The sequence below is a fragment of the Pseudomonas sp. AC193 genome (genome assembly GCF_979258075.1).
Window position 1 is genome coordinate 2,355,414 of record NZ_OZ409832.1, and the last position, 18,035, is coordinate 2,373,448.

Annotated in this window: 15 protein-coding genes and 1 pseudogene; 3 read left to right on the forward strand and 13 right to left on the reverse strand. The window is 58.7% G+C overall.

Going from position 1 to position 18,035, the window contains the following annotated elements:
* Positions 1 to 17 precede the first annotated feature (17 nt).
* The 9 genes and pseudogenes from ACZZ0D_RS10765 to ACZZ0D_RS10805 all read right to left on the reverse strand — a co-directional run bounded on the left by ACZZ0D_RS10765 (position 18) and on the right by ACZZ0D_RS10805 (position 11,915).
* On the reverse strand, positions 18 to 1,202 hold the full coding sequence (locus ACZZ0D_RS10765) for a DUF2252 family protein (RefSeq protein ID WP_463553189.1): 1,185 nt from the start codon (positions 1,200 to 1,202) through the stop codon (positions 18 to 20).
* Between the two features lie 83 nt (positions 1,203 to 1,285).
* Positions 1,286 to 2,632, reverse strand: a complete 1,347-nt coding sequence (locus ACZZ0D_RS10770) for a glutamine synthetase family protein (protein WP_463553190.1) — start codon at positions 2,630 to 2,632, stop codon at positions 1,286 to 1,288.
* A gap of 25 nt (positions 2,633 to 2,657) precedes the next feature.
* Positions 2,658 to 3,215, reverse strand: a complete 558-nt coding sequence (locus ACZZ0D_RS10775) for a helix-turn-helix domain-containing protein (RefSeq protein ID WP_053120121.1) — start codon at positions 3,213 to 3,215, stop codon at positions 2,658 to 2,660.
* 25 nt (positions 3,216 to 3,240) lie between these two features.
* Positions 3,241 to 4,530: an NAD(P)/FAD-dependent oxidoreductase gene (locus ACZZ0D_RS10780; RefSeq protein WP_463553191.1), complete on the reverse strand. Its 1,290-nt coding sequence runs from the start codon at positions 4,528 to 4,530 to the stop codon at positions 3,241 to 3,243.
* Between the two features lie 132 nt (positions 4,531 to 4,662).
* On the reverse strand, positions 4,663 to 7,284 hold the full coding sequence (locus tag ACZZ0D_RS10785) for an RHS repeat-associated core domain-containing protein (protein WP_463553192.1): 2,622 nt from the start codon (positions 7,282 to 7,284) through the stop codon (positions 4,663 to 4,665).
* A 72-nt stretch (positions 7,285 to 7,356) separates the two neighbouring features.
* Positions 7,357 to 9,653 (reverse strand): annotated as a pseudogene (locus ACZZ0D_RS10790) (TonB-dependent receptor).
* Between the two features lie 104 nt (positions 9,654 to 9,757).
* Positions 9,758 to 10,876 (reverse strand): aryl-sulfate sulfotransferase, encoded by a 1,119-nt coding sequence (locus tag ACZZ0D_RS10795; RefSeq protein ID WP_463553193.1) that lies wholly within the window; start codon positions 10,874 to 10,876, stop codon positions 9,758 to 9,760.
* 61 nt (positions 10,877 to 10,937) lie between these two features.
* Entirely contained in the window at positions 10,938 to 11,150 is a 213-nt protein-coding gene (locus tag ACZZ0D_RS10800) for a hypothetical protein (RefSeq protein ID WP_463553194.1), read from the reverse strand.
* Positions 11,151 to 11,162: 12 nt separating this feature from the next.
* Positions 11,163 to 11,915, reverse strand: coding sequence for an ABC transporter substrate-binding protein (locus ACZZ0D_RS10805; protein WP_463553195.1), 753 nt, complete (start codon positions 11,913 to 11,915; stop codon positions 11,163 to 11,165).
* A gap of 47 nt (positions 11,916 to 11,962) precedes the next feature.
* Between ACZZ0D_RS10805 and ACZZ0D_RS10810 the strand changes: the two genes are divergently transcribed.
* The gene (locus ACZZ0D_RS10810; protein ID WP_463553196.1) at positions 11,963 to 13,075 is read left to right on the forward strand and encodes a GlxA family transcriptional regulator; all 1,113 of its coding nucleotides are present in this window, start codon (positions 11,963 to 11,965) and stop codon (positions 13,073 to 13,075) included.
* Here ACZZ0D_RS10810 and ACZZ0D_RS10815 read toward each other — a convergent pair.
* Positions 13,064 to 14,410: an ATP-binding protein gene (locus ACZZ0D_RS10815; protein WP_463553197.1), complete on the reverse strand. Its 1,347-nt coding sequence runs from the start codon at positions 14,408 to 14,410 to the stop codon at positions 13,064 to 13,066. The two genes, ACZZ0D_RS10810 and ACZZ0D_RS10815, sit on opposite strands and share 12 nt — an antisense overlap.
* Positions 14,407 to 15,129, reverse strand: a complete 723-nt coding sequence (locus tag ACZZ0D_RS10820) for a response regulator (RefSeq protein WP_463553198.1) — start codon at positions 15,127 to 15,129, stop codon at positions 14,407 to 14,409. Before ACZZ0D_RS10820 ends, ACZZ0D_RS10815 begins: the two co-directional genes overlap by 4 nt.
* A 147-nt stretch (positions 15,130 to 15,276) precedes the next feature.
* Between ACZZ0D_RS10820 and ACZZ0D_RS10825 the strand changes: the two genes are divergently transcribed.
* Positions 15,277 to 15,588, forward strand: a complete 312-nt coding sequence (locus ACZZ0D_RS10825) for a PIN domain-containing protein (RefSeq protein WP_053120107.1) — start codon at positions 15,277 to 15,279, stop codon at positions 15,586 to 15,588.
* Between the two features lie 36 nt (positions 15,589 to 15,624).
* Positions 15,625 to 16,293, forward strand: coding sequence for a DUF3313 domain-containing protein (locus ACZZ0D_RS10830; RefSeq protein WP_463553199.1), 669 nt, complete (start codon positions 15,625 to 15,627; stop codon positions 16,291 to 16,293).
* A gap of 422 nt (positions 16,294 to 16,715) precedes the next feature.
* On the opposite strand, the gene ACZZ0D_RS10835 is transcribed toward ACZZ0D_RS10830, so the two are convergent.
* Both ACZZ0D_RS10835 and ACZZ0D_RS10840 read right to left on the reverse strand, forming a co-directional pair.
* Complete coding sequence (locus ACZZ0D_RS10835) at positions 16,716 to 16,940, reverse strand: hypothetical protein (protein ID WP_463553200.1); 225 nt, start codon at positions 16,938 to 16,940, stop codon at positions 16,716 to 16,718.
* Between the two features lie 829 nt (positions 16,941 to 17,769).
* Positions 17,770 to 17,994, reverse strand: coding sequence for a hypothetical protein (locus ACZZ0D_RS10840; protein ID WP_463553201.1), 225 nt, complete (start codon positions 17,992 to 17,994; stop codon positions 17,770 to 17,772).
* Positions 17,995 to 18,035: the final 41 nt, after the last annotated feature.

Here is an 18,035-nt window from a genome sequence, read left to right on the forward strand (position 1 = left end):
TGCAGTGTGTAAGGGGTTTAGTGTTGCAGGGCGTAGCGCCGACAGTGTTCGAGATAGCCTTTCTCATGACTGCCGACCAACTGCACAACACTCGACCAAAGCCACGACGGCGCATCCAGCGTCTTCGATCGGCAGTTCTGCAACTCGCTGATCCACGCTGACCGCGTCGCCAGATCCATCTGCCGGGCATGGGCAATCCCTACTACCCGTGCCAAATACCCCGCCGCCAACATCGCGTCGCGCTGGCTCAACTGATCGAGTTCCAGCTTCATGTCTTGCGGCAACAATTCGCGGACAAAAAAGCCATGATCAAGCACGCGCGTCGCGATCATGCGGTTGCCCAACCCCGGCGATAGAAACCGCGCGCCCTCAACCACACGTTTACCGTTATCGCGCGGCATCGAAGATCTGGCCGCACGCGGTGCTGCAGCCGTTACCGCTTCTTTGACATCGAGCAGGCAGAAGTCCTGATCATCGCCCTCACCCACACCCAACAACACCGCGTAACGCTTCAATCCGAGCGAGCTGCAGCCTTTGACCCAATACGCCGAGTCGAGCAGTTTGACCCGGTCATCCTTCGACCGGCCCTTCAACGAAGTCACCAACGTATGGATGTCATCGCTCGCGCATAAAGTCTTAAGCGCTGCACGCTCTGCCCGCGAAAGCGACCAGAAGTGTTTGCCCAAGGGAATCGTCGGTTTGGTGTTCTCGATACGCTCCTGCGCCAGATGCTTCCACGTGCGCCGCACCGCACTGCGCATGCCCGCCTTGACCTGCGCCGGGCGTGGCGGTTCTTTATCGACGTCGTCGACAAAGGCTTGCTCGTAGCCGCGCATCATTTCTTCGAGCATGCGCGCGGTCGCGACACCGGGCAGATCGGAACCGCGTGCCGCCGTGGCCAATGACAGGGCCAGTCTGACCAGATCGTGCGCGGGATTGCCGATAACGGTCTGATCGAGGTCGCGGATATGGATGTCGATCTGCCCTTTCAGATCCCCGGTGGGCCCGAGATTGCCAGCGTGGCAATCGCCACAGATCCATACGGCAGGCCCGTGGGGAAGGCGCCGGCCGGGTTGGCTGTGCAGCCATTCATAAAATTGCACCGTGCTACCGCGAACATAAGCATGCGCTGACCTCGCCATCTTGAAATTTCGCAGTTGCGAAAGGGTTTCCAGGCGTGCGGAGGGACGAGGTGTTTTCATGGGGACTTCTGGCAGGGGATGTGCTCTGTTGACCCCTGCCATCTAGCGAATGTTTCAGAATGTTTCTGGATTCTTAAAAATCTTCACAAATACCAGCGATACTCCCGCGCGCTGATCTCCTGCATAAACGCCAAATGATCCTGACGTTTGTTCTCGCAATACACATCCACAAACTCGGCGCCCAGCCCTTCACGCAATTGCGGCTGCTGCTGCATGGTTTTTACCGCTTCAAACATTTCCGTGGGGAAACCGATACCGCTGTCACGGTCTTCATTCAGCGGCGCAATGGGTTCCTTGCCCGCTGCCAAGCCGTGCTCCAGTCCCACCAGAATCGCTGCCAACACCAGATACGGATTGGCATCCGCGCCGGCCAGTCGATATTCAATGCGCAGGTTTTTCGCGTCCGATTCAGGAATGCGCAAACACGCATCACGGTCCTCAAAACCCCAGCTTGCCTTGGTCGCCGTGTTCACCGTACCGCCCAAGCGACGCATCGCGTTCTGGTTCGGGGCGAAGATCGGCATGCTGTGCGGCAACAATTCCAGACACCCCGCCACCGCATGACGCAACGGCTGTTGTTGATTCGCCGCCAGCAGATTATTGCCGTCAGCATCGTAAAGACTGACGTGCACATGCATGCCACTGCCCGGGTGCTGCAAATACGGTTTGGCCATGAAACTGGCGCGATAACCGTGCTTGAGCGCCACGCCACGGGTGCTGCGGCAGAACAGCGCCGCCCAATCCGCTGCACGCAAACCATCATCAAGATGCCCGAAGTTGATTTCGAACTGACCGGGGCCGAGTTCTGCGGTGATCACCGTGGCGTCGATGCCTTGAGCGCGCGTCGCTTCAACCATTTCATCGAGCACCGGCGCAAACCGCGACAAGCGCTCGATGTGCATGTTCGGCTGGTCATCGGAATCATCGGTCAGGTCATCACGAGGGAATTGCGGGAGGCCGTCGCGCAGCTTTTTATCGAACAGATAAAACTCCAGCTCGAACGCCACCACCGGGTGAATGCCTTTGCGCGCCAGTCGATCGAGCACCTGCGCCAGCACTTCACGGGGTTCGAATTCGATGGGTTTTTCAGTGCCGTCCGAGGTAATCAGCATCTGCCCCAGCGGCTGCGCTTCCCAGGTCACCGGCTTCAAAGTGCCCGGCACCAAACGCCGTACGGCATCCGGATCGCCATCGTTAAAGCAGTAATCACCAATCTTGAACAACCCGCCCTGCACGCCCAGCAGCACGCAGTTTTGCGGCAACTTGAGCGCGCTGCCCGCTGCGACTTTTTCGAGCATGTCGATCGGGTAGCGCTTGCCGTAAAAGTGCCCCGGAATATCCAGAGAAATCAGGTCGACATAACGCACTTCGGGGTGTTGTTGGCGAAACGCGCGCACTTCAGCCAACAGGTCGGCGCAGACAGCGTCCATCGTGTTCATCCTTTATTTGTTGTTATCAGGTGTAGACCCACAGCACGCGTGTGAGCTGATCGGTGAGATTGCCGTAGCGGCAAACGGTGTGGCTGTCGAACTGGAAACTGTCGCCAGCCTTGAGGGTTGCCGGCTCTTCGTCGTCGCCCAGCCACAGCGTCAACTCGCCCTCGAGCACGTAACCGCCCTGCTCCGAACTGTCCGTCATATGCCGATCGCCGCTGCTGGCGCCCGCTTCCAGATGACTTTCAAGCATGGAGAACGAGGCGCGCATCTGCGGTGACACCAAAATGTCGGTGATGCCGTTGGCGTAATACAGCGTGCGGCGCTCGTCCGGGCGCGTGACCCACGGCAGCTCTTTGGGCTTGGGCAAACTGTAGAAATACGTGGTCGGCACGCCAAAGGTTTCGCTGATCGCGGTGAGGTCTGCCACGGTTGGCCGCGACAGGCCGCGCTCGACCTGCGAGAGAAAACCCACCGAGCGGCCGATCTTGTCGGCCAGCTCTTTCAGCGTCCACTTCTTGTGCTTGCGCAGGTCGTGGATGAGGATCGCCAGTGCGGCGATTTCTTCTTGCTTGTTCATGATTCAACTTCCGGAAAGTGACGCATCAGACGCTGTCACGCAGTCGATACCAGGCCTTGCCGATGGCTTCCAGCGGCGCGGCGAAATGTTTACCGCCGGGGAAGCGGCCATTGCTCAGGCCTTGGTACAACGCCAATTCATCGCTCTGACCGAGGATCGCATCGGACACCGCGCGGGCGGCGGCCAGTGTCGGCAACACGCCATGCCCCGAGTAACCCTGAAGCCAATAACGGTTGCCCTCGCCACCGACATCCGGCGTGCGTTTCAACGTCAGATCGATATGGCCGCCCCAGGCAAATTCCACCTCGACGCCTTTGAGTTGCGGGAACACTCGCTGCAGAAACGGCCGAGTGGCCGCCGCAATATCCTTGGGCATGCCGCCCAGATAGGTGCAGCCGCCGCCGAACAGCAAACGGTTGTCCGGTGTGCGGCGGAAGTAATCGAGGACGAATTGGTTGTCGGTCACGCAGACGTTGCTCGGCAGCAATGCCGTGGCTTGCTCCGGCGTCAGCGGCGCGGTGGCGACCTGATAAGTGCCGACCGGCAAAATGCAGGCGGCCAGTTGCGGATCGAGTTCATCGAGATAAGCGTTGCAGGCAAGGATCAACACATCAGCGCGAACTGATCCGCGCGCAGTGTTGACCCGAAAACCTGCGCCCTCCTCCTGATAACTCAGAGCTTTGCTTTGTTCGTAGATGTGGCCACCGGCACGTTCTATCGCGGCGGCAAGGCCGAGGGCCAGTTTCAAAGGATTGAGGTGTGCGCCTTCCGGGTCATAGAGCCCGGCTTGATAGCGCTCGCTGGCCACCCACTCGGGCAACTGTTCACGCGGAATGAACTGCAAAGCATCGTGGCCCCATTTGTGGCTGGCCTCGTGTTGCCATTCGGTCAGCAAGCCAACCCGGCGCGGCATCACCGACGTCCACAAATGGCCGGGCCGGTAGTCGCAATCAAAACCATGACGCCCCGGCAATTCACGCAACTCCTGCGCCGCCCAACGCATACCGTCCCACAGACGTTTGGCGCGTTCATGGCCGATCGCGGCTTCCAGCGGCGGCATGTCGCACGACCAGCCAAGAATCGCCTGCCCGCCATTACGCCCCGATGCCGCCCACGCCACCCGACTGGCTTCCAGCAACGTCACGCGTTTACCGGCCAAGGCCAGACGCAACGCGGTGTGCAGACCGCTGAAACCGGAGCCGATGATGACGACGTCGGTGTGCTGCTCACCTTCCAGCGCAGGTCGCTCACGCAAAATATCGGCGCAACTGTGGGCGTAATAGCTGTCGACGTGCTGCGTGGATTGCTGAAACATTCGCGACCTCATGAAATTATCTTTTTATAATTTCATGAAAATCTACAGAATTAATTTCATATGAGCAACCTGCAGACGTCAAACCGCTGGGTGTCGGAGGTGATCTGCGTTCACTGCCAGCATTGCCCGCGACTACCTGTGCCCAGTATTGGTGTGAGCGGGCAATACAGTACGTTTAGCGGTTCGCCATACCGCGTGTGCGGCTCGTGATATCGGGTTGCGGCTTGCTCGTCGCAATTCTTTCTCCCGATATTCAGGTTTTGGCTCTACATGCACAGCAATAATGACTTTCTTATAAAATGTATTGGGAATTTCGACGTCTATCCTCACAACCTTGGTTGCTTGCAGGCCGAATGCGTCAAGTATTCTCTGTGTTGAACGACCATTTCCTCTACTGGCCAAAAAACGCTCGCGTATGCCTTCTGGGTTTTCGGTAGCGCGTAGAGCGTCCTCATTGTTCACGTTCCAACGCAGGATGACGTTCGGCGTCACCCCGTAAAAATTATTCAGTTTTGAAACTTTCTTGTATTGATACCAAGTCACATCGGTCGCATAGGGCCCGTTGCCGGCACCGCGAAAATTTTCAAGCATCTTCCAACGTCCCGGCAAATACTCATTTTCAAAATGACCATAAGGTTTGGCGCGAATGGCCTCGTCAGAGACGATTCTGTGCGGGTCGTCTTCAATGTAATGGGAAAAGCCGTCCTTGACTGCTTTCTCACGCACTGCTGCTGTCTGCTTAGTTACGTCACGACGCCTGAATGTTTTTGGATTAAAGTGATACCCCGCCATCGCACTCGGCGCATATTCTGAATACTCCTCCGGCAGCCTCCCATCCCCATCCCGGTACCGCAGCGGATTGTTCCTGACCATTCGAAACAGATTCAAACCATCAACAACACCCGCCGGATCCGGATTGATCCAGCGATTCAACCACGGCGCGTAATACCGGAATCCGAAGTAATACAGCCCTGTCGCATCACGTTCCTTGCCCGAATAACGAACGGTCTTGTACGACGTCTCGACGTCGCTGCGACTCGCCCACCAAGCGGTTGCGCCGTCAGGGTAATAACCTTCCTGACTGATCAATCGCCCTGCCCCGTCCAGCTCCAGACTGCTGCTGCCCAAATGGTCGCTCAAGCTGTAGCTCAATCGATCATTGGTCATCTCGGCGGGCGGCTCACTCTCCCAGTGCAATACCCTCACCCCGCTGCGCCCGGCAGAGATGCTGATGACATGCAGGACTTCGCCAGTCGCGGTATTAGTGCGCAGTTCCAGGCCCGGCAAATAGCGCACTTCGGCCTGGTGAGTTCTGTTACGAGCCTGGGTAAAGCGAGTTTTACGAACGCGCTGACCTGCACTGTCATACGCATACCGTTCGGTGTCGTTGGCTGCCTCGGTTCGCTCGACCGGTGTGACTTGCCGCAGTTGATTACGCAGATCCCAAGCCAATGCCTGACCCGGTTGTAATTGCTGCAAATTGCCGTTGGCATCGAAGGCTGTGTCTGGATCACCCTGATCTTTTACGACACCGCGATTGCTGAACGCCGCAATCTGCATCTCGCGGGTATGGGAGTGCGCGCCGACATGCTGCAGCCGAACCAGGTTGCCGCCGGCATCGTAGTTGTAGCGTTGGGTGTAATTGGTGAACTGATCGGGGCTGGATGCCGCAGCCTCTCGCCCGGTGGCTTCGATGAGTCGGGACAGACTGTCATAGCGGTAGGCACTGACGGAAGCGATCCGTTGGTTATTGAAAAAACGCACCGCTTGTACACCGTCCTCAATGCTCAGGATATTGCCCACCGGGTCAGAGGTGTACGTCAGATCTTGAAGGCGAGTGCCGTCGGGCTTCAGTGCGAGCAATTGTTCCAGACGACCATCGATTGGCGAATAACGTGCCGTGGTGATGGCCGCATCGCCAGCGACTTCCCGCTCGATCTGGCCAGAGGTGTTGTAACTGATCGTTGACAGCAACACCGCCTCTGCCTGACCCGCCAGTTGCAAACTGCTTCGGTGCAATTGACCCGCCACGTCATAGGCAGAACGGCGGCAATGTCCCCGCGCATCGGTCAGGCTAAGAAGATCATTCAGTGCGTTGTAATGTTGAAGGGTGACTGCGCCGCCTCCTGGCTCCAGTAACGCATCGCATTGCGCCACAGACTTCGGCCAATCCGGAGCAGATGCCAGCGCCAAAAAATGCTGTGATTGCCGCAAAACTGCACCTTGCAGGCTGGCCTCATGAATGTGCATTGAACCCGCAGGATCGTCGTGACGCATCAACTGTCCGCACAAATTGCTCGCGGATGCTTCAGTGCCTGCATAACGCAAACGCTCGACACAACGCTCGCTTTCGCCGTGGACCTGTTCAAACACCGCGACCGGCCGCAAGAGTAAGTCGTACTCAAAGCGCGATTGATTTTTGCGGCCGTCCCAACGACAGATCGTCTGCCCGGAATCGTTTACCAGATTGACCCGCCAGCCGCCGTCGACGTTGTTGCTGGCCAAGTCCTGACCGGATAAAGAGCAAACCGTCGACTGGTTTGCCGGCGTCTCAGCATCAGACTCAGCCAACGCCCACAATCGCGGATCCCACTGTTTCACCGCACGGCCGCCAGCGTCATGCAGCTGACGATCCACTCGCACTTCTGCCGCATCGTCGATCTGCTTTCGGCAATAATTGACCGTTCTGACCAGAAGACGTCGAGCATCAACAACCGTCAAAATCGGTGTGTTTGAATTGAGCGTTTGCTTCATAAGCGTTGCCATCGGATGCGCGTCCCTGCGGTGATTTCTCGCAGTGTAGTCGGCGACGTGACGCTGGCCGGTTCAAAAATCGTAACGCGCCGTCATCCCCAACGTCCTCGGCGTGCCCAACACTCCCGTATACGCGCCATTCGGCGAGTTCCACAGCGTGGTGTAGTAAGTCTTGTCGAAGGCGTTTTTCAGCCACAACGACACGTCCCACTGACCCTTGCCCCAATCACCGCGCACACCGGTGGACAAGTTGACCAGTCCATACCCCGGCAACTGCGCTTCACTGGAATCATCAACGGTGCCGACGGCATGCGAGCGCCAGGCGTAGTTACCGTTAACGTAAGGTTGCAGGCCGTCCTGCAGATTCCATTGATAACTGGCGCTGGTGTTGAAAATCCATTTCGACGCGCCCACCACCGCGTGGCCACTGAGGTCGCAGGATGCCGGGGCGCCGGGGCGCAAAGCCACTTCGGCGGGACACGGTGCATCGTCGTAAGACAGGTAACGCACATCGTTGAACGAGCCGTTGGCGTTGATCGTCAGGCCCGGCATCGGCCGCCAGCTGCTGTCGAGTTCCAGTCCTCGACTGCGCACCGTGCCGGCGTTGGTCAGATAACTGGTGAGCGAGACATCGTCGTAAGCGTTGGTCTGGTAGCCATGCACCACCGTCCAGAACAGGTTGGCATTGAGCAGCAAGCGCTGGTCGAGCAGCGTGGTTTTGATGCCCAGTTCGGCGTCGTTGGCGCGTTCGCTGCCGATCAACAACGAGTCGGCACCTGCGACGGGGGCGCTGGCCACGCCGAGATTGACGCCGCCGGATTCTCGCCGTGCGACAACGAGCCGTACGCCAGCACTTGATCGCTGACATGCCACGCCAGGCTGGCCAGCGCCGAGGGGCTGAAACTGTAGAGGCTCAAATCGCCGGAATCGTAAGCACCGACCCTCGCATCTCTGACGCGCAATGCAGCGGCGCTGGCAGCATCGCCACCGAGCGGCGCGTTGCGGGTGACCTCTGCGAGTTTGCGTTCATAGGTGCCGCGCACGCCCAGGCTGAAATCCAGGGTTGGCGTCAAGTGCCAGGTGCCTTGGGCAAACGTGGCGTAACTGTCGGTGTCGACATCGCCATGGCCGACGCTGGTGACGTTGTTCAGCGCGCCCTGCGGGGTACCGTTCCACGTGTCCGCCAACGGGCCGTAATCGGTGAACACGGTGTTGCTCATTTCCTGGCGGAAGTAATAGGCGCCGAGCACGTAGTCGAAATGTTCACCCACCGGTGAGGCCAGACGAATCTCTTGCGAATATTGTTTGTCGCGCGCGGATTGCCCGACGTTGTGCATCACGTCGACGTTCAGCTCATCATCATTGCGCGGGGTGAAATCCCACCAGCGATAGGCGCTGATCGAGGTCAGTGTGTAATCCCCGGCCAGATTCCAGTTGGCCTCCAGCGAGGTGCCGCCCTGAAACACTGTGACGTTCTGATCGGCATCCAGATTGACCCGACGGCCGTCCACCAGCGTCGCGCCGACCGCCGCCGCACGCTGTTGGTAACGGTTGACGCCGTTGATCACCGGCCCGGTGCTGAACAGCGAACGCGTGCCGGCGCTGGAATCCTCCTCGTGATAATCGGCGAGCCAACGCAGATTGAAATCATCGTTGGGCTGAAACTCCAGTTGCCCACGAACACCTTGGCGCATGCCGCCGCCGAGTTCATGGCCGTCGTACTCGTTTTTCACGTAGCCGTTTTCATGAGTCTTGTAAGCGGCGATGCGCCCGGTGAGCGTGTCATTCAACGGCCCGGAAAAACTCGCTTGAGTCTGCGAGTAACCGTCCTCGCCGACCGACGTCGCGAGGGTGCCTTGCGGTGTCGCTGAGGGGCGACGCGTGGTGATGTTGAGCACGCCCGCCGTGGTGTTCTTGCCGAACAAGGTGCCTTGCGGGCCGCGCAGCAGTTCGATCTGCTCGACATCGAGCAGGTCGAATACGGCCATGCCGGGACGACCAAGGTAGACGTTGTCCAGATAGATCCCGGCGCTGCCTTCCAGACCATCGCTCGCCGGGTTATTGCCCAAGCCACGAATCGACAGGCTCGACTGCCGAGCGTGCATAAACGCGACGTTGACGCTCGGCATCGCCTGCTGCAAATCCTGCAGGCGATACAAGCGCTGTTCCTCAAGGGTTTGCGCGCCGAGCACGCTCATTGCCGTGGGCACTTGCTGTGCATCTTCGCTACGGCGACGGGACTCGACCGTTACCGTTTGCAAGACATCGCTGGTGCCGGGTAAATCATTGGCGATCGCCGGCAGCAGCGGCATTAACGAACACAAGCCCAGAGCGGTCGCAGAAAAATTGCGCGAATAAAGAAGATTCATCGGTGGTTCCTGGAGCTGCATCACGCAGCTCTTTGAGAGGAATCGATACTTCGCTGCGCGTGGCCTGCGTGAGCGTGATCGTTGCGGTTGAGGTTTATGGCTGATCAGTCACGCAGCCATGGCAGGTCTTCGCGTTGATAACGGTGAGCGCGGAAGATCGCGTTGTTTTCGCCCGGCAGGTAGCGGCGCGAGGCGGCATCGGGGTACGTGGCGAAGTGTGGATTGACGTATTCCCAGACCACATCGCCGGCTGGCGTCACTTCAAACAACCGGCCGAAATTGGCCTCGGTGACCAGCGTGTTGCCGTTATGCAACCGCTGCGCGCCGCCCATGAACGGGGTGAAAAACGCATAGCCCGGGGTGTCGGCGTATTGCCATTCGATGCGCTGAGTCGACGGATTGATTTCGAGGATGCGCGAGTGCGGCATGCTCACGTGCGGGCGGAAGATGCCGTTGTCGAACACCAGCACGTTGCCGTTTTCCAATTCACTCGGGCAATGTTGCTGGGCGACCAGATCGTGGCCCAGACGCCACAACACCTCGCCGCTGCCACGTTGCACAGCGATCACCGAAGACACACTGCGCAGGCTGAGAATCACCTTGCCGTCACGGCCCGGCGTCACCGCGTTGGACATTGGCCAGTGATGCCGCTCGAAGGCTTCGTGCAGCGGATAGTCTTCGGGTTGCAGGTGTTCCCAGCTGCGCCATTCCCACACCGTGTTGCCTTGGCGATCGACTTCCTTGACCACGTCGGCATAAATCACCCCGCCCGGCGCCTCGCTACCGGGAATGCCGCCGACCACGCGCTTCGCCAGTTCCGGCGGCAACGGCTCGGCGGTGGTGTAGAGCAGATGGCCGTTATCCAGCCATTGCGCATCGTGGTGATGAAGCAGATCGGTGTGCTGCCAGACCACTTCGCCATCCGGGGTGACTTCGCTGAACGCGCCGCCGTGCCACACCGACCAGCCCGGAAACAGATCCGGCGAATCCGGGTGATTGCCGTTGTAGCCGAGGTTGCCGTTGCGCAAGATCACCGCGTCGCGACCGGGGCGTTGCGGGAGTTTCCAGCGGTGCACGACTTCGCCGTCGAGGTCGATGAGGAACACATTGCCGTCCGCCGTCTGCGGTGCGAACAGCGTATAGCCGCCGGCGCTACGGGCGTGATCCACGGCGATGAGGCCGGTTTTACGACGTTTGAGTGTGGTGGGATGCAGTTGAGGCATGGTTTTTCTCCAGGCGAGTGAATCCCGGCCGCGAGCAACGCGGCACGGTCAGTTCAAAGGGTTATTGAGGGTTGGGCAGCAAGCGGTTAAAGCGGTCGTCGAAGATTTGCTCGACCTGCAGCGGTCGCGGAATCAAGCGCTCAGCGGCGAACATGTCGGCCAGATGCTGCTGCGAATCGATGACGGTTTTTTCAATCGGCACATAACGCAAATCCTGATGCGCGAGCATCTCTTGCACCAGCGCGACCGGCAGGCGTGTGGTTTGCGCGAACACCTCGGCCCACGCTTACGGATGCGCGGTGGCCCAGGCTTGAGCACGGGCAAATCTGCCCAGCAGGTCGCCGAGTTGCGCTGCCCGCTGCGGGTCGTTCAACGTTTGCAGGCCGGCGACGGTGAAGTTCAGACCGGTTTCCGGCCAGCCGCTGCCGTCGACCAACACGCGAGCCCCGCGCGAAGTGGCCTGCCCCACAAACGGATACCACACCGCCCAGCCATCGAGTTTGCCGCTGGCGAAAGCGTTTTGCGCATCCACCGGGCTAACGTAAGCAATGTTCACATCACGCGGCGTCAGCCCGGCACGCTGCAGGGCCGCGAGTAGCAGGTAATGGCCGCTACTGCCTTTGGCCACGGCCACGCGTTGACCTTTAAGGTCGGCGACTTGCCTGACGGTTGAGCCTTCCGGCACCAGCAACGCGTTGTTGTTTTGCGCGCCACTGGCCACACCAACGATGCGCACATCGTAGCCGCCGGCCTGAGCGAATACCGGCGGCGCATTGCCGACCACACCGACGTCGATTGCCCCGGCACTCAAAGCTTCAAGCATCGTCGTGCCGGCCAGGAATGGATGCCACGACAGCGAATACGTGATGCCCTCGTCCTCGCCGGCGGCGTGCAGCAGCGCCTGAGTCAGACCGCTCTGGTCACCGACTTTCAGCCCGTCGTTCGCCGCCCAAAGCGGATGTGCGATCAATAACGCAGCGCAGCACAACAGCGCTTTCAGGGTGAGCGATGGCTTGGCAGCAGAAGGTTTTACCGGCATTGTCGTGCTCTCATTTTTGCGTTGAATTCAGTATGTCGAGGCCCGCCGTGCCGCTCCATGCCAAACACCCCTCCTTTCCTGCCATCCCGGACATCGCCGCGCAGCCCGTGCGTACCGTGGTGGTGTTGGCGTTCGATGATTTGCTGTTGCTCAACGCCGCCGGGCCACTGGAAGTGTTTGCGGCGATCCCGCGCGTGCTCGGCGGAGCATTCATCGATAGCCCGCCCTACCGACTGTTGATCGCTTCGGCGCAGGGTGGTCAGGTGATGTCGATTTCGGGGATCAGCGTAAGCACGTGCTCGCTTGAGCAAATCGATCAAATGGCGCCGCAGATCGACACGTTGATTGTCGCCGGCGGCCCGGGCATGGCGGCACTTGAGGCTGACGAACGTGCTTGCGACTGGTTACGGGTTCGCTCTGCAAACATCCGCCGGCTCTGCTCGATTGGCACCGGCACCTTTGCCCTCGCCGCCGCTGGATTGCTCGACGGGCGCCAAGTGGTGACGCACTGGAAATTCGCCGCTGAATTGCAGGCGCGGTATCCGGCGGTGCGCTGCCAGACCGACGCGCTGTACCTGCACGACGACAATCTGTGGACGTGTGGCGGCGCGACGGCGGGCATCGATTTGGCATTGGGTCTGGTTGAACAGGATTTGGGCGCGCAAGCGGCGCTGTCACTGGCGCGTTATTTCACGGTGTTCCTCTGGCGCGGCGCGGAACAACCGCAGCTAAGCGCGTCACTCAATGCGCAATCGAGTGCCTTGCGCACCGATCCGGACGTGCGCGTGGCGCGGCTGCACGCGTGGATTGCCGGGCACCTCAACGAAGATTTACGCGTGGAACGACTGGCCGAGCAATTCGGCATGAGTCCTCGGCACTTCGCCCGCGCCTATGTCGCCGCGACCGGGCAGACACCGGCGCAAGCGGTCGAACAATTGCGTCTTGAGGCGGCCTGCCGATTGCTGAAAACCAGCCATGAACCGATCAAGCGAATCGCCGAAACCGTCGGTTTTGGTCGCGAGGAACGCATGCGCCGCACCTTCCAGAAGCATCTGGCAACCAGCCCGAATGGCTATCGCAACCAGACCGACGCACCTGAGCCGTTAGATCGCCGGCAATCCTCCCGCGTCGGCATCGCGCTGGAGTGGTTAGCCCAATAGCGTCGGCGCGACGGCCAGCTCGACGCGCGCCACCAAACCTTTGCGGCGCTGATTGCGCAACGTCAGATCACCGCCCTGCTCGCGTATGATCGCTCGCGCCGCCGACAGTCCGAGGCCGACGCCACCGGTGCTGCGGTTGCGCGAAGTCTCCAGACGGAAGAACGGGTCGAAGACCTTTTCCAGCGCCTCTTCCGGAATGCCCGGCCCTTCATCGCTGACCTCGATGCGAATCGCGTAATCATCACGGCTCAAAGTGATGCGCGGGTTGCGCGCGTACTTCACGGCGTTTTCCAGCAGATTGACGATTACCCGTTTGATACCCAGCGGCCGGCCGTTGTAAACCAGATGCGCCGGGCCGTTGAAGTCGACCTCGATATGCTGGTCGCGGTAATCGTCGACGATGGTTTGCAGCAACTCGGACAGATCGAACGCCGTTGTCGCCTCGCGATGGGTGTCCTCGCGGAAGAACTCCAGCGCCGCGTTGATCATCGATTGCATCTCTTCGACATCGCGGATCAGTTTGCGCTGATGGTCGAGGTCTTCCATGAATTCGCTGCGCAGACGCATGCGTGTCAGTGGCGCGCGCAAGTCGTGGGAAATCGAAGCGAGCATGTGCGTACGCTCGGCAATGAAATGCTGAATCTGCGCCTGCATGGTGTTGAAGGCGACGATGGCCTGACGAATCTCGTGCGGCCCTTCGACCTTGATCGGCGGTGCGCGCAGGTCGGTGCCGAAACGTCGGGCGGCACTGGCGAAGCGTTGCAGTGGGTTAGCCAATTGGCGGGTAGCGACCCAGGCGACGAGGAACGTGGCGATCAATCCCAAAGCAATGATGATCGCGATCCGCGTGCCGATTTCCAGGCCCCAGCTCCTTTCAGGCGGGGTGAAGGACAACCAACTGCCATCGACCAGTTGCACCAACGCCGCGTAATGCGCTTGAGGATTGTCCCGCGTCCAGTCACCGGGGTTGAACGCTTCGATGTTTCGATCTCCACCCAACAACTGCTCCAGCACCGGCACCCGACTCGCTTCCACGCGGGCGCCGTCGTTGGGCAAACCAAAATCGGCGCGCTGCGCCTTCCACACCACTTGCAGCATGTCGCTGCTGGCGGCTTGCGCCAGTTGCGGGCGCAAGTCAGCGGGCGCGACCTCGATCAGCCGCGAAGTGACCGCGATCTGCTCGAGCAGGCCGGTGCGTTCGATGGGCGGACGCGCCCAGATGCCGGCGACTTGAATAAACAAAGCATTCAACGCCACCGATGCGAGCATCGCCGCGACGATGGTCAGGGCAATGCGTCGCCGCAGCGTGTCGCCGCGCAGTAGCCGCCCGATCACGTGCGGCTGACCTTGGCAGTGAACATATAGCCGCCATTGCGCACCGTTCGGATCAAATCCGGACGCTTGCAGTCGGGCTCGATCTTGCGGCGCAAACGGCTGACCTGCACATCAATACTGCGATCAAAGGCATCGTGACCCTGGCCGTGAGTGAGGTCGATCAACTGTTCGCGAGTGAGGATGCGTTGTGGATGATCGAGGAACACCACCAACAGATCGAACTCGCCGCCGGACAGCGGAATCATCACGTTTTCGGGTGAGCGCAATTCGCGGCAAGTGATGTCCAGATGCCAACCGGCAAAGGCAATCACCGGTCGCGACGGCTCAACCGGACAGGCCTGTTCACCGGCGCGGCGTTGCAATGCGCGGACACGGGCGAGCAATTCCTGCGGGGCGAACGGTTTGGTCAGGTAGTCATCGGCGCCGAGTTCGAGGCCGACGATGCGATCGCTCAACTCGGCCATGGCCGTGAGCATGATGATCGGAATGCCCATCTGCGCCCGCACTTTCTGGCACAGGCTCAGGCCGCCTTCGCCGGGCATCATCACGTCGAGAATGAGCGTGTCCGGGCGCCCCAGCGCAATCGCCGCCCACATGGCTTCACCGTTCTCCGCCACGTCGACGTCATAGCCGTGCTGGGTGAAGAACTTCTTCAACAAGGAGAGGATTTCCACGTCATCGTCGACGAACAGCAATTTGCTCACGGTTGCAAAATCCATGGATCGAAAGCCGCCAATCTAAAGCCATTTGCCGCTGCGGGTCATTTATTTCAATCGAGCAACATTTCGTCCGCAGCGACATCAAGCGGACATCGTCCGGCAAAAACCGTCGGGCAATCTGCACGTATTCCACCAAAGGGGTTTGCCATGACGGACTTCAACAGCAGCCACAGCACCAAGCAGCACAACGCTAATCACCCATTGATCCTGAGCCAGCGCACCGGCGCGCTCGGGCCTGACACGCCGATTGTTTTTCAGGAGTCATGCCTGGGGGTTTCCGACGATCAGAGCCGGATTGTCCTGCGCCGCTACTTCGAACACTTCAGCCCGACCAATGCCCATTGGGTGGAATACGTGCACAGCATCTCCACCGCTGATCTCATCAGTTGGGTCATGAGCCACGGCCAATTGCACGTCGAATGCTCGGACAACACCCCGCAAAAACAGATTCATGCCTGATCCATGCGGACTTACGTAAAACAAGGAATCACGTTGATGATCAGTAAACGCTCACTGCCGCTGTTGATTGCCGCCAGCCTGAGCCTGGCGGCCTGCAGCAACAAAAACCTCGAACCCGAGATGTACACCGGTTTTCTGCATGACTACAGCGTGCTGAAAGAGCATCAGTCGCCCTCTGGCCAGAAAACCCTGTCGTGGGTCAGCCCGGCCTTGGCCCGAGCGCATTACACCAAAGCCTACCTAGCGCCGAGCCAGTTTTACCCCAGCGCCGCGCCGACTCAGCGGATTCCCATGAGTACGCTGGCGGGCGTCACCGACTATTACGACGCGGCGCTTCGAGCCGAACTGAGCAAGGTCATGAAGCTGGTCGACAGACCCGGCCCCGACACCTTGACGGTTCGCCCGGCGATCACCCAGATCGCCACCAGCACCCAAGGGTTGCGCTTTTATGAATGGCTGCCGGTCACACTGGTTGCGGCTGGGGTGAGCACGGCCACGGGCATTCGCGATCAGGACAGTGAGGTGTCTACCGAAGTGTCGTTCGAGGATGGTTCTACCGGTGAAGTCGTGGCTGAAGTGGTACGCAAGGGCACGGGCGTGCCGTTGGAGAATGACAAGCAAGTGCTGACGGCTGATGACGTCAAAGTGGTGCTTGATGGTTGGGCCAGCGATTTGGGTAAGTCTTACATAGCCATTCGTAAGTAGCGGAAAACTCACCAGACGTCACTTCATTTATGAAGTGCGCCAGTCGCGTAACGCCTGATCGGCCTCCGCAAGCAGCATCGCCAGACTGTGTAATTCTATTAGATTTTGCGCTCGCAACGCTGTGATGTAACCGCGAGCCTTTGCTGCTAATTCGTCTGCTTGCTCTCCGGTCGACGCAGATTCAATCAGGGAAATTCTGTTCCGAGCATCTTCTAAAACGTTGTTGGAGCGTTCGGAATTTGACATATGAGCCTTAGCCACCTAGCGCCGCGAAATCACCTGAAATGCAATATAGGAAATATCCGACAGACCGGGAGGATATTTTTTAATAAATTGCACGCGCCGCACGGATGCGGTGTTCACACCAAAAACTTTGACCTCCACGCTGGCTGGCCTGGAGGTTTTTTTTGCCCCGTATTTGCCTAAAGTCTGCGCTTGCGCTGCTCTACCGCTTCAGCCGCAAGCGCATATAACTCGTCGCGCTGATCAAAGCTCAATGCACCGACATCCGTTAGCGCCTGGACATAACCAAGGGCAAACTCTTCAGCGCATGCAAGGTGTGAGCGGCCAACGCCACTGATGACCGCAATTCGTTGCCGGGCATTCTCGAGGCATTTCGTCTTTTGTTCGTCAGTGTAACTCGACATAGACAGACTCCTTTTTTGACGCTTGACGACCCAGTACTCGTAAATACTAGTTTCCGCTTGCTGAACAATCGTCGCTTGATGTGGATCAATGCTATCCAGCGTATAACGCCGTTAGAGCATGAAGGTATTTTCTCTGTGGTTGAGGCATTGGTTTGTAGCCTTCCAGCCTCAGGCAAACCGGAAAATTCCTACATACAGTCGAAACTCACTGTTTTACTTTGCTCACGAGCCTTGTGGTTAGGACTCAACCTGCACAGTAGATTTGCCTCCGTTACTGGAGGCTTTTTTCTTCCATGCTGCCCAAAAGGTTCACGTAAATCTTCAACCTCCGACCGAGAGACTTTTACCGATTACAATGAAGTTTATTTATCCAATGTTGCTCATTTTTCTTGCAAGCACTGCGCAGTCAGCCATTGATGAAAGCTCAGTAAAAACAATCGATGCAGCAGCGACTTATCTAGTCGAGCCAAACATAATCGTTACGAAGGTATGCATCGACGGGCAGTTTTTTTTGATAAGCCATGTATCAGATGGTGGCGCGGGTATCACTCCGTCTCTTCACAATGGCAGGCCAGAAAAATGTGACAACGCTCAGTACACACGAACAGCGGATGAAGATTCACAAGGCGCTCTCCCTCGGCCCCGTCAAACGCGTCCGGGCAGAAGCGTTACGCCATCATTTACGTTGCGGTTTTAGGCCAGCTCGAAGCTTTTTAGAAACTCACTTCAATGAACCACCCCTCACTGTTTCCCTCTGGCCAGGCCTACTCTCGATAGGTCTGGCAACACAAAGCGCAATTAATGACGAGTCAAATGCGTCTGCGCCAATCTATGGTTTCTGCTTGCGCCGCTCAACCGCCTCGGTTGTAAGAGCATACAACTCATCGCGCTGTTCGTAATTCAACACCCCTGCTTCGACCAAAGCCTGCACATACCCACGAGCAAACTCCTCAGCGCACACCAGGAAAGAGCGGCTTACACATCCAATAATGGCGATTTTTTGTTGCGCGTTATTCAAGCAACGGTTTTTTTGTTCATTGCTACATACAAGCATAATAAGACTCCTTGCGCGCCACATCCTTATGATTAAAACTT

What these genes read in the sequence shown, in the direction of transcription:
- ACZZ0D_RS10805 (WP_463553195.1), bottom strand. Translation starts at nt 11,915, where the DNA reads ATGCCGGTAAAACCTTCTGCTGCCAAGCCATCGCTCACCCTGAAAGCG.
- ACZZ0D_RS10780 (WP_463553191.1), bottom strand. Translation starts at nt 4,530, where the DNA reads ATGTTTCAGCAATCCACGCAGCACGTCGACAGCTATTACGCCCACAGT.
- ACZZ0D_RS10770 (WP_463553190.1), bottom strand. Translation starts at nt 2,632, where the DNA reads ATGGACGCTGTCTGCGCCGACCTGTTGGCTGAAGTGCGCGCGTTTCGC.
- ACZZ0D_RS10820 (WP_463553198.1), bottom strand. Translation starts at nt 15,129, where the DNA reads ATGGATTTTGCAACCGTGAGCAAATTGCTGTTCGTCGACGATGACGTG.
- ACZZ0D_RS10775 (WP_053120121.1), bottom strand. Translation starts at nt 3,215, where the DNA reads ATGAACAAGCAAGAAGAAATCGCCGCACTGGCGATCCTCATCCACGAC.
- ACZZ0D_RS10785 (WP_463553192.1), bottom strand. Translation starts at nt 7,284, where the DNA reads ATGAAGCAAACGCTCAATTCAAACACACCGATTTTGACGGTTGTTGAT.
- ACZZ0D_RS10830 (WP_463553199.1), top strand. Translation starts at nt 15,625, where the DNA reads ATGATCAGTAAACGCTCACTGCCGCTGTTGATTGCCGCCAGCCTGAGC.
- ACZZ0D_RS10765 (WP_463553189.1), bottom strand. Translation starts at nt 1,202, where the DNA reads ATGAAAACACCTCGTCCCTCCGCACGCCTGGAAACCCTTTCGCAACTG.
- ACZZ0D_RS10840 (WP_463553201.1), bottom strand. Translation starts at nt 17,994, where the DNA reads ATGCTTGTATGTAGCAATGAACAAAAAAACCGTTGCTTGAATAACGCG.
- ACZZ0D_RS10795 (WP_463553193.1), bottom strand. Translation starts at nt 10,876, where the DNA reads ATGCCTCAACTGCATCCCACCACACTCAAACGTCGTAAAACCGGCCTC.
- ACZZ0D_RS10835 (WP_463553200.1), bottom strand. Translation starts at nt 16,940, where the DNA reads ATGTCGAGTTACACTGACGAACAAAAGACGAAATGCCTCGAGAATGCC.
- ACZZ0D_RS10825 (WP_053120107.1), top strand. Translation starts at nt 15,277, where the DNA reads ATGACGGACTTCAACAGCAGCCACAGCACCAAGCAGCACAACGCTAAT.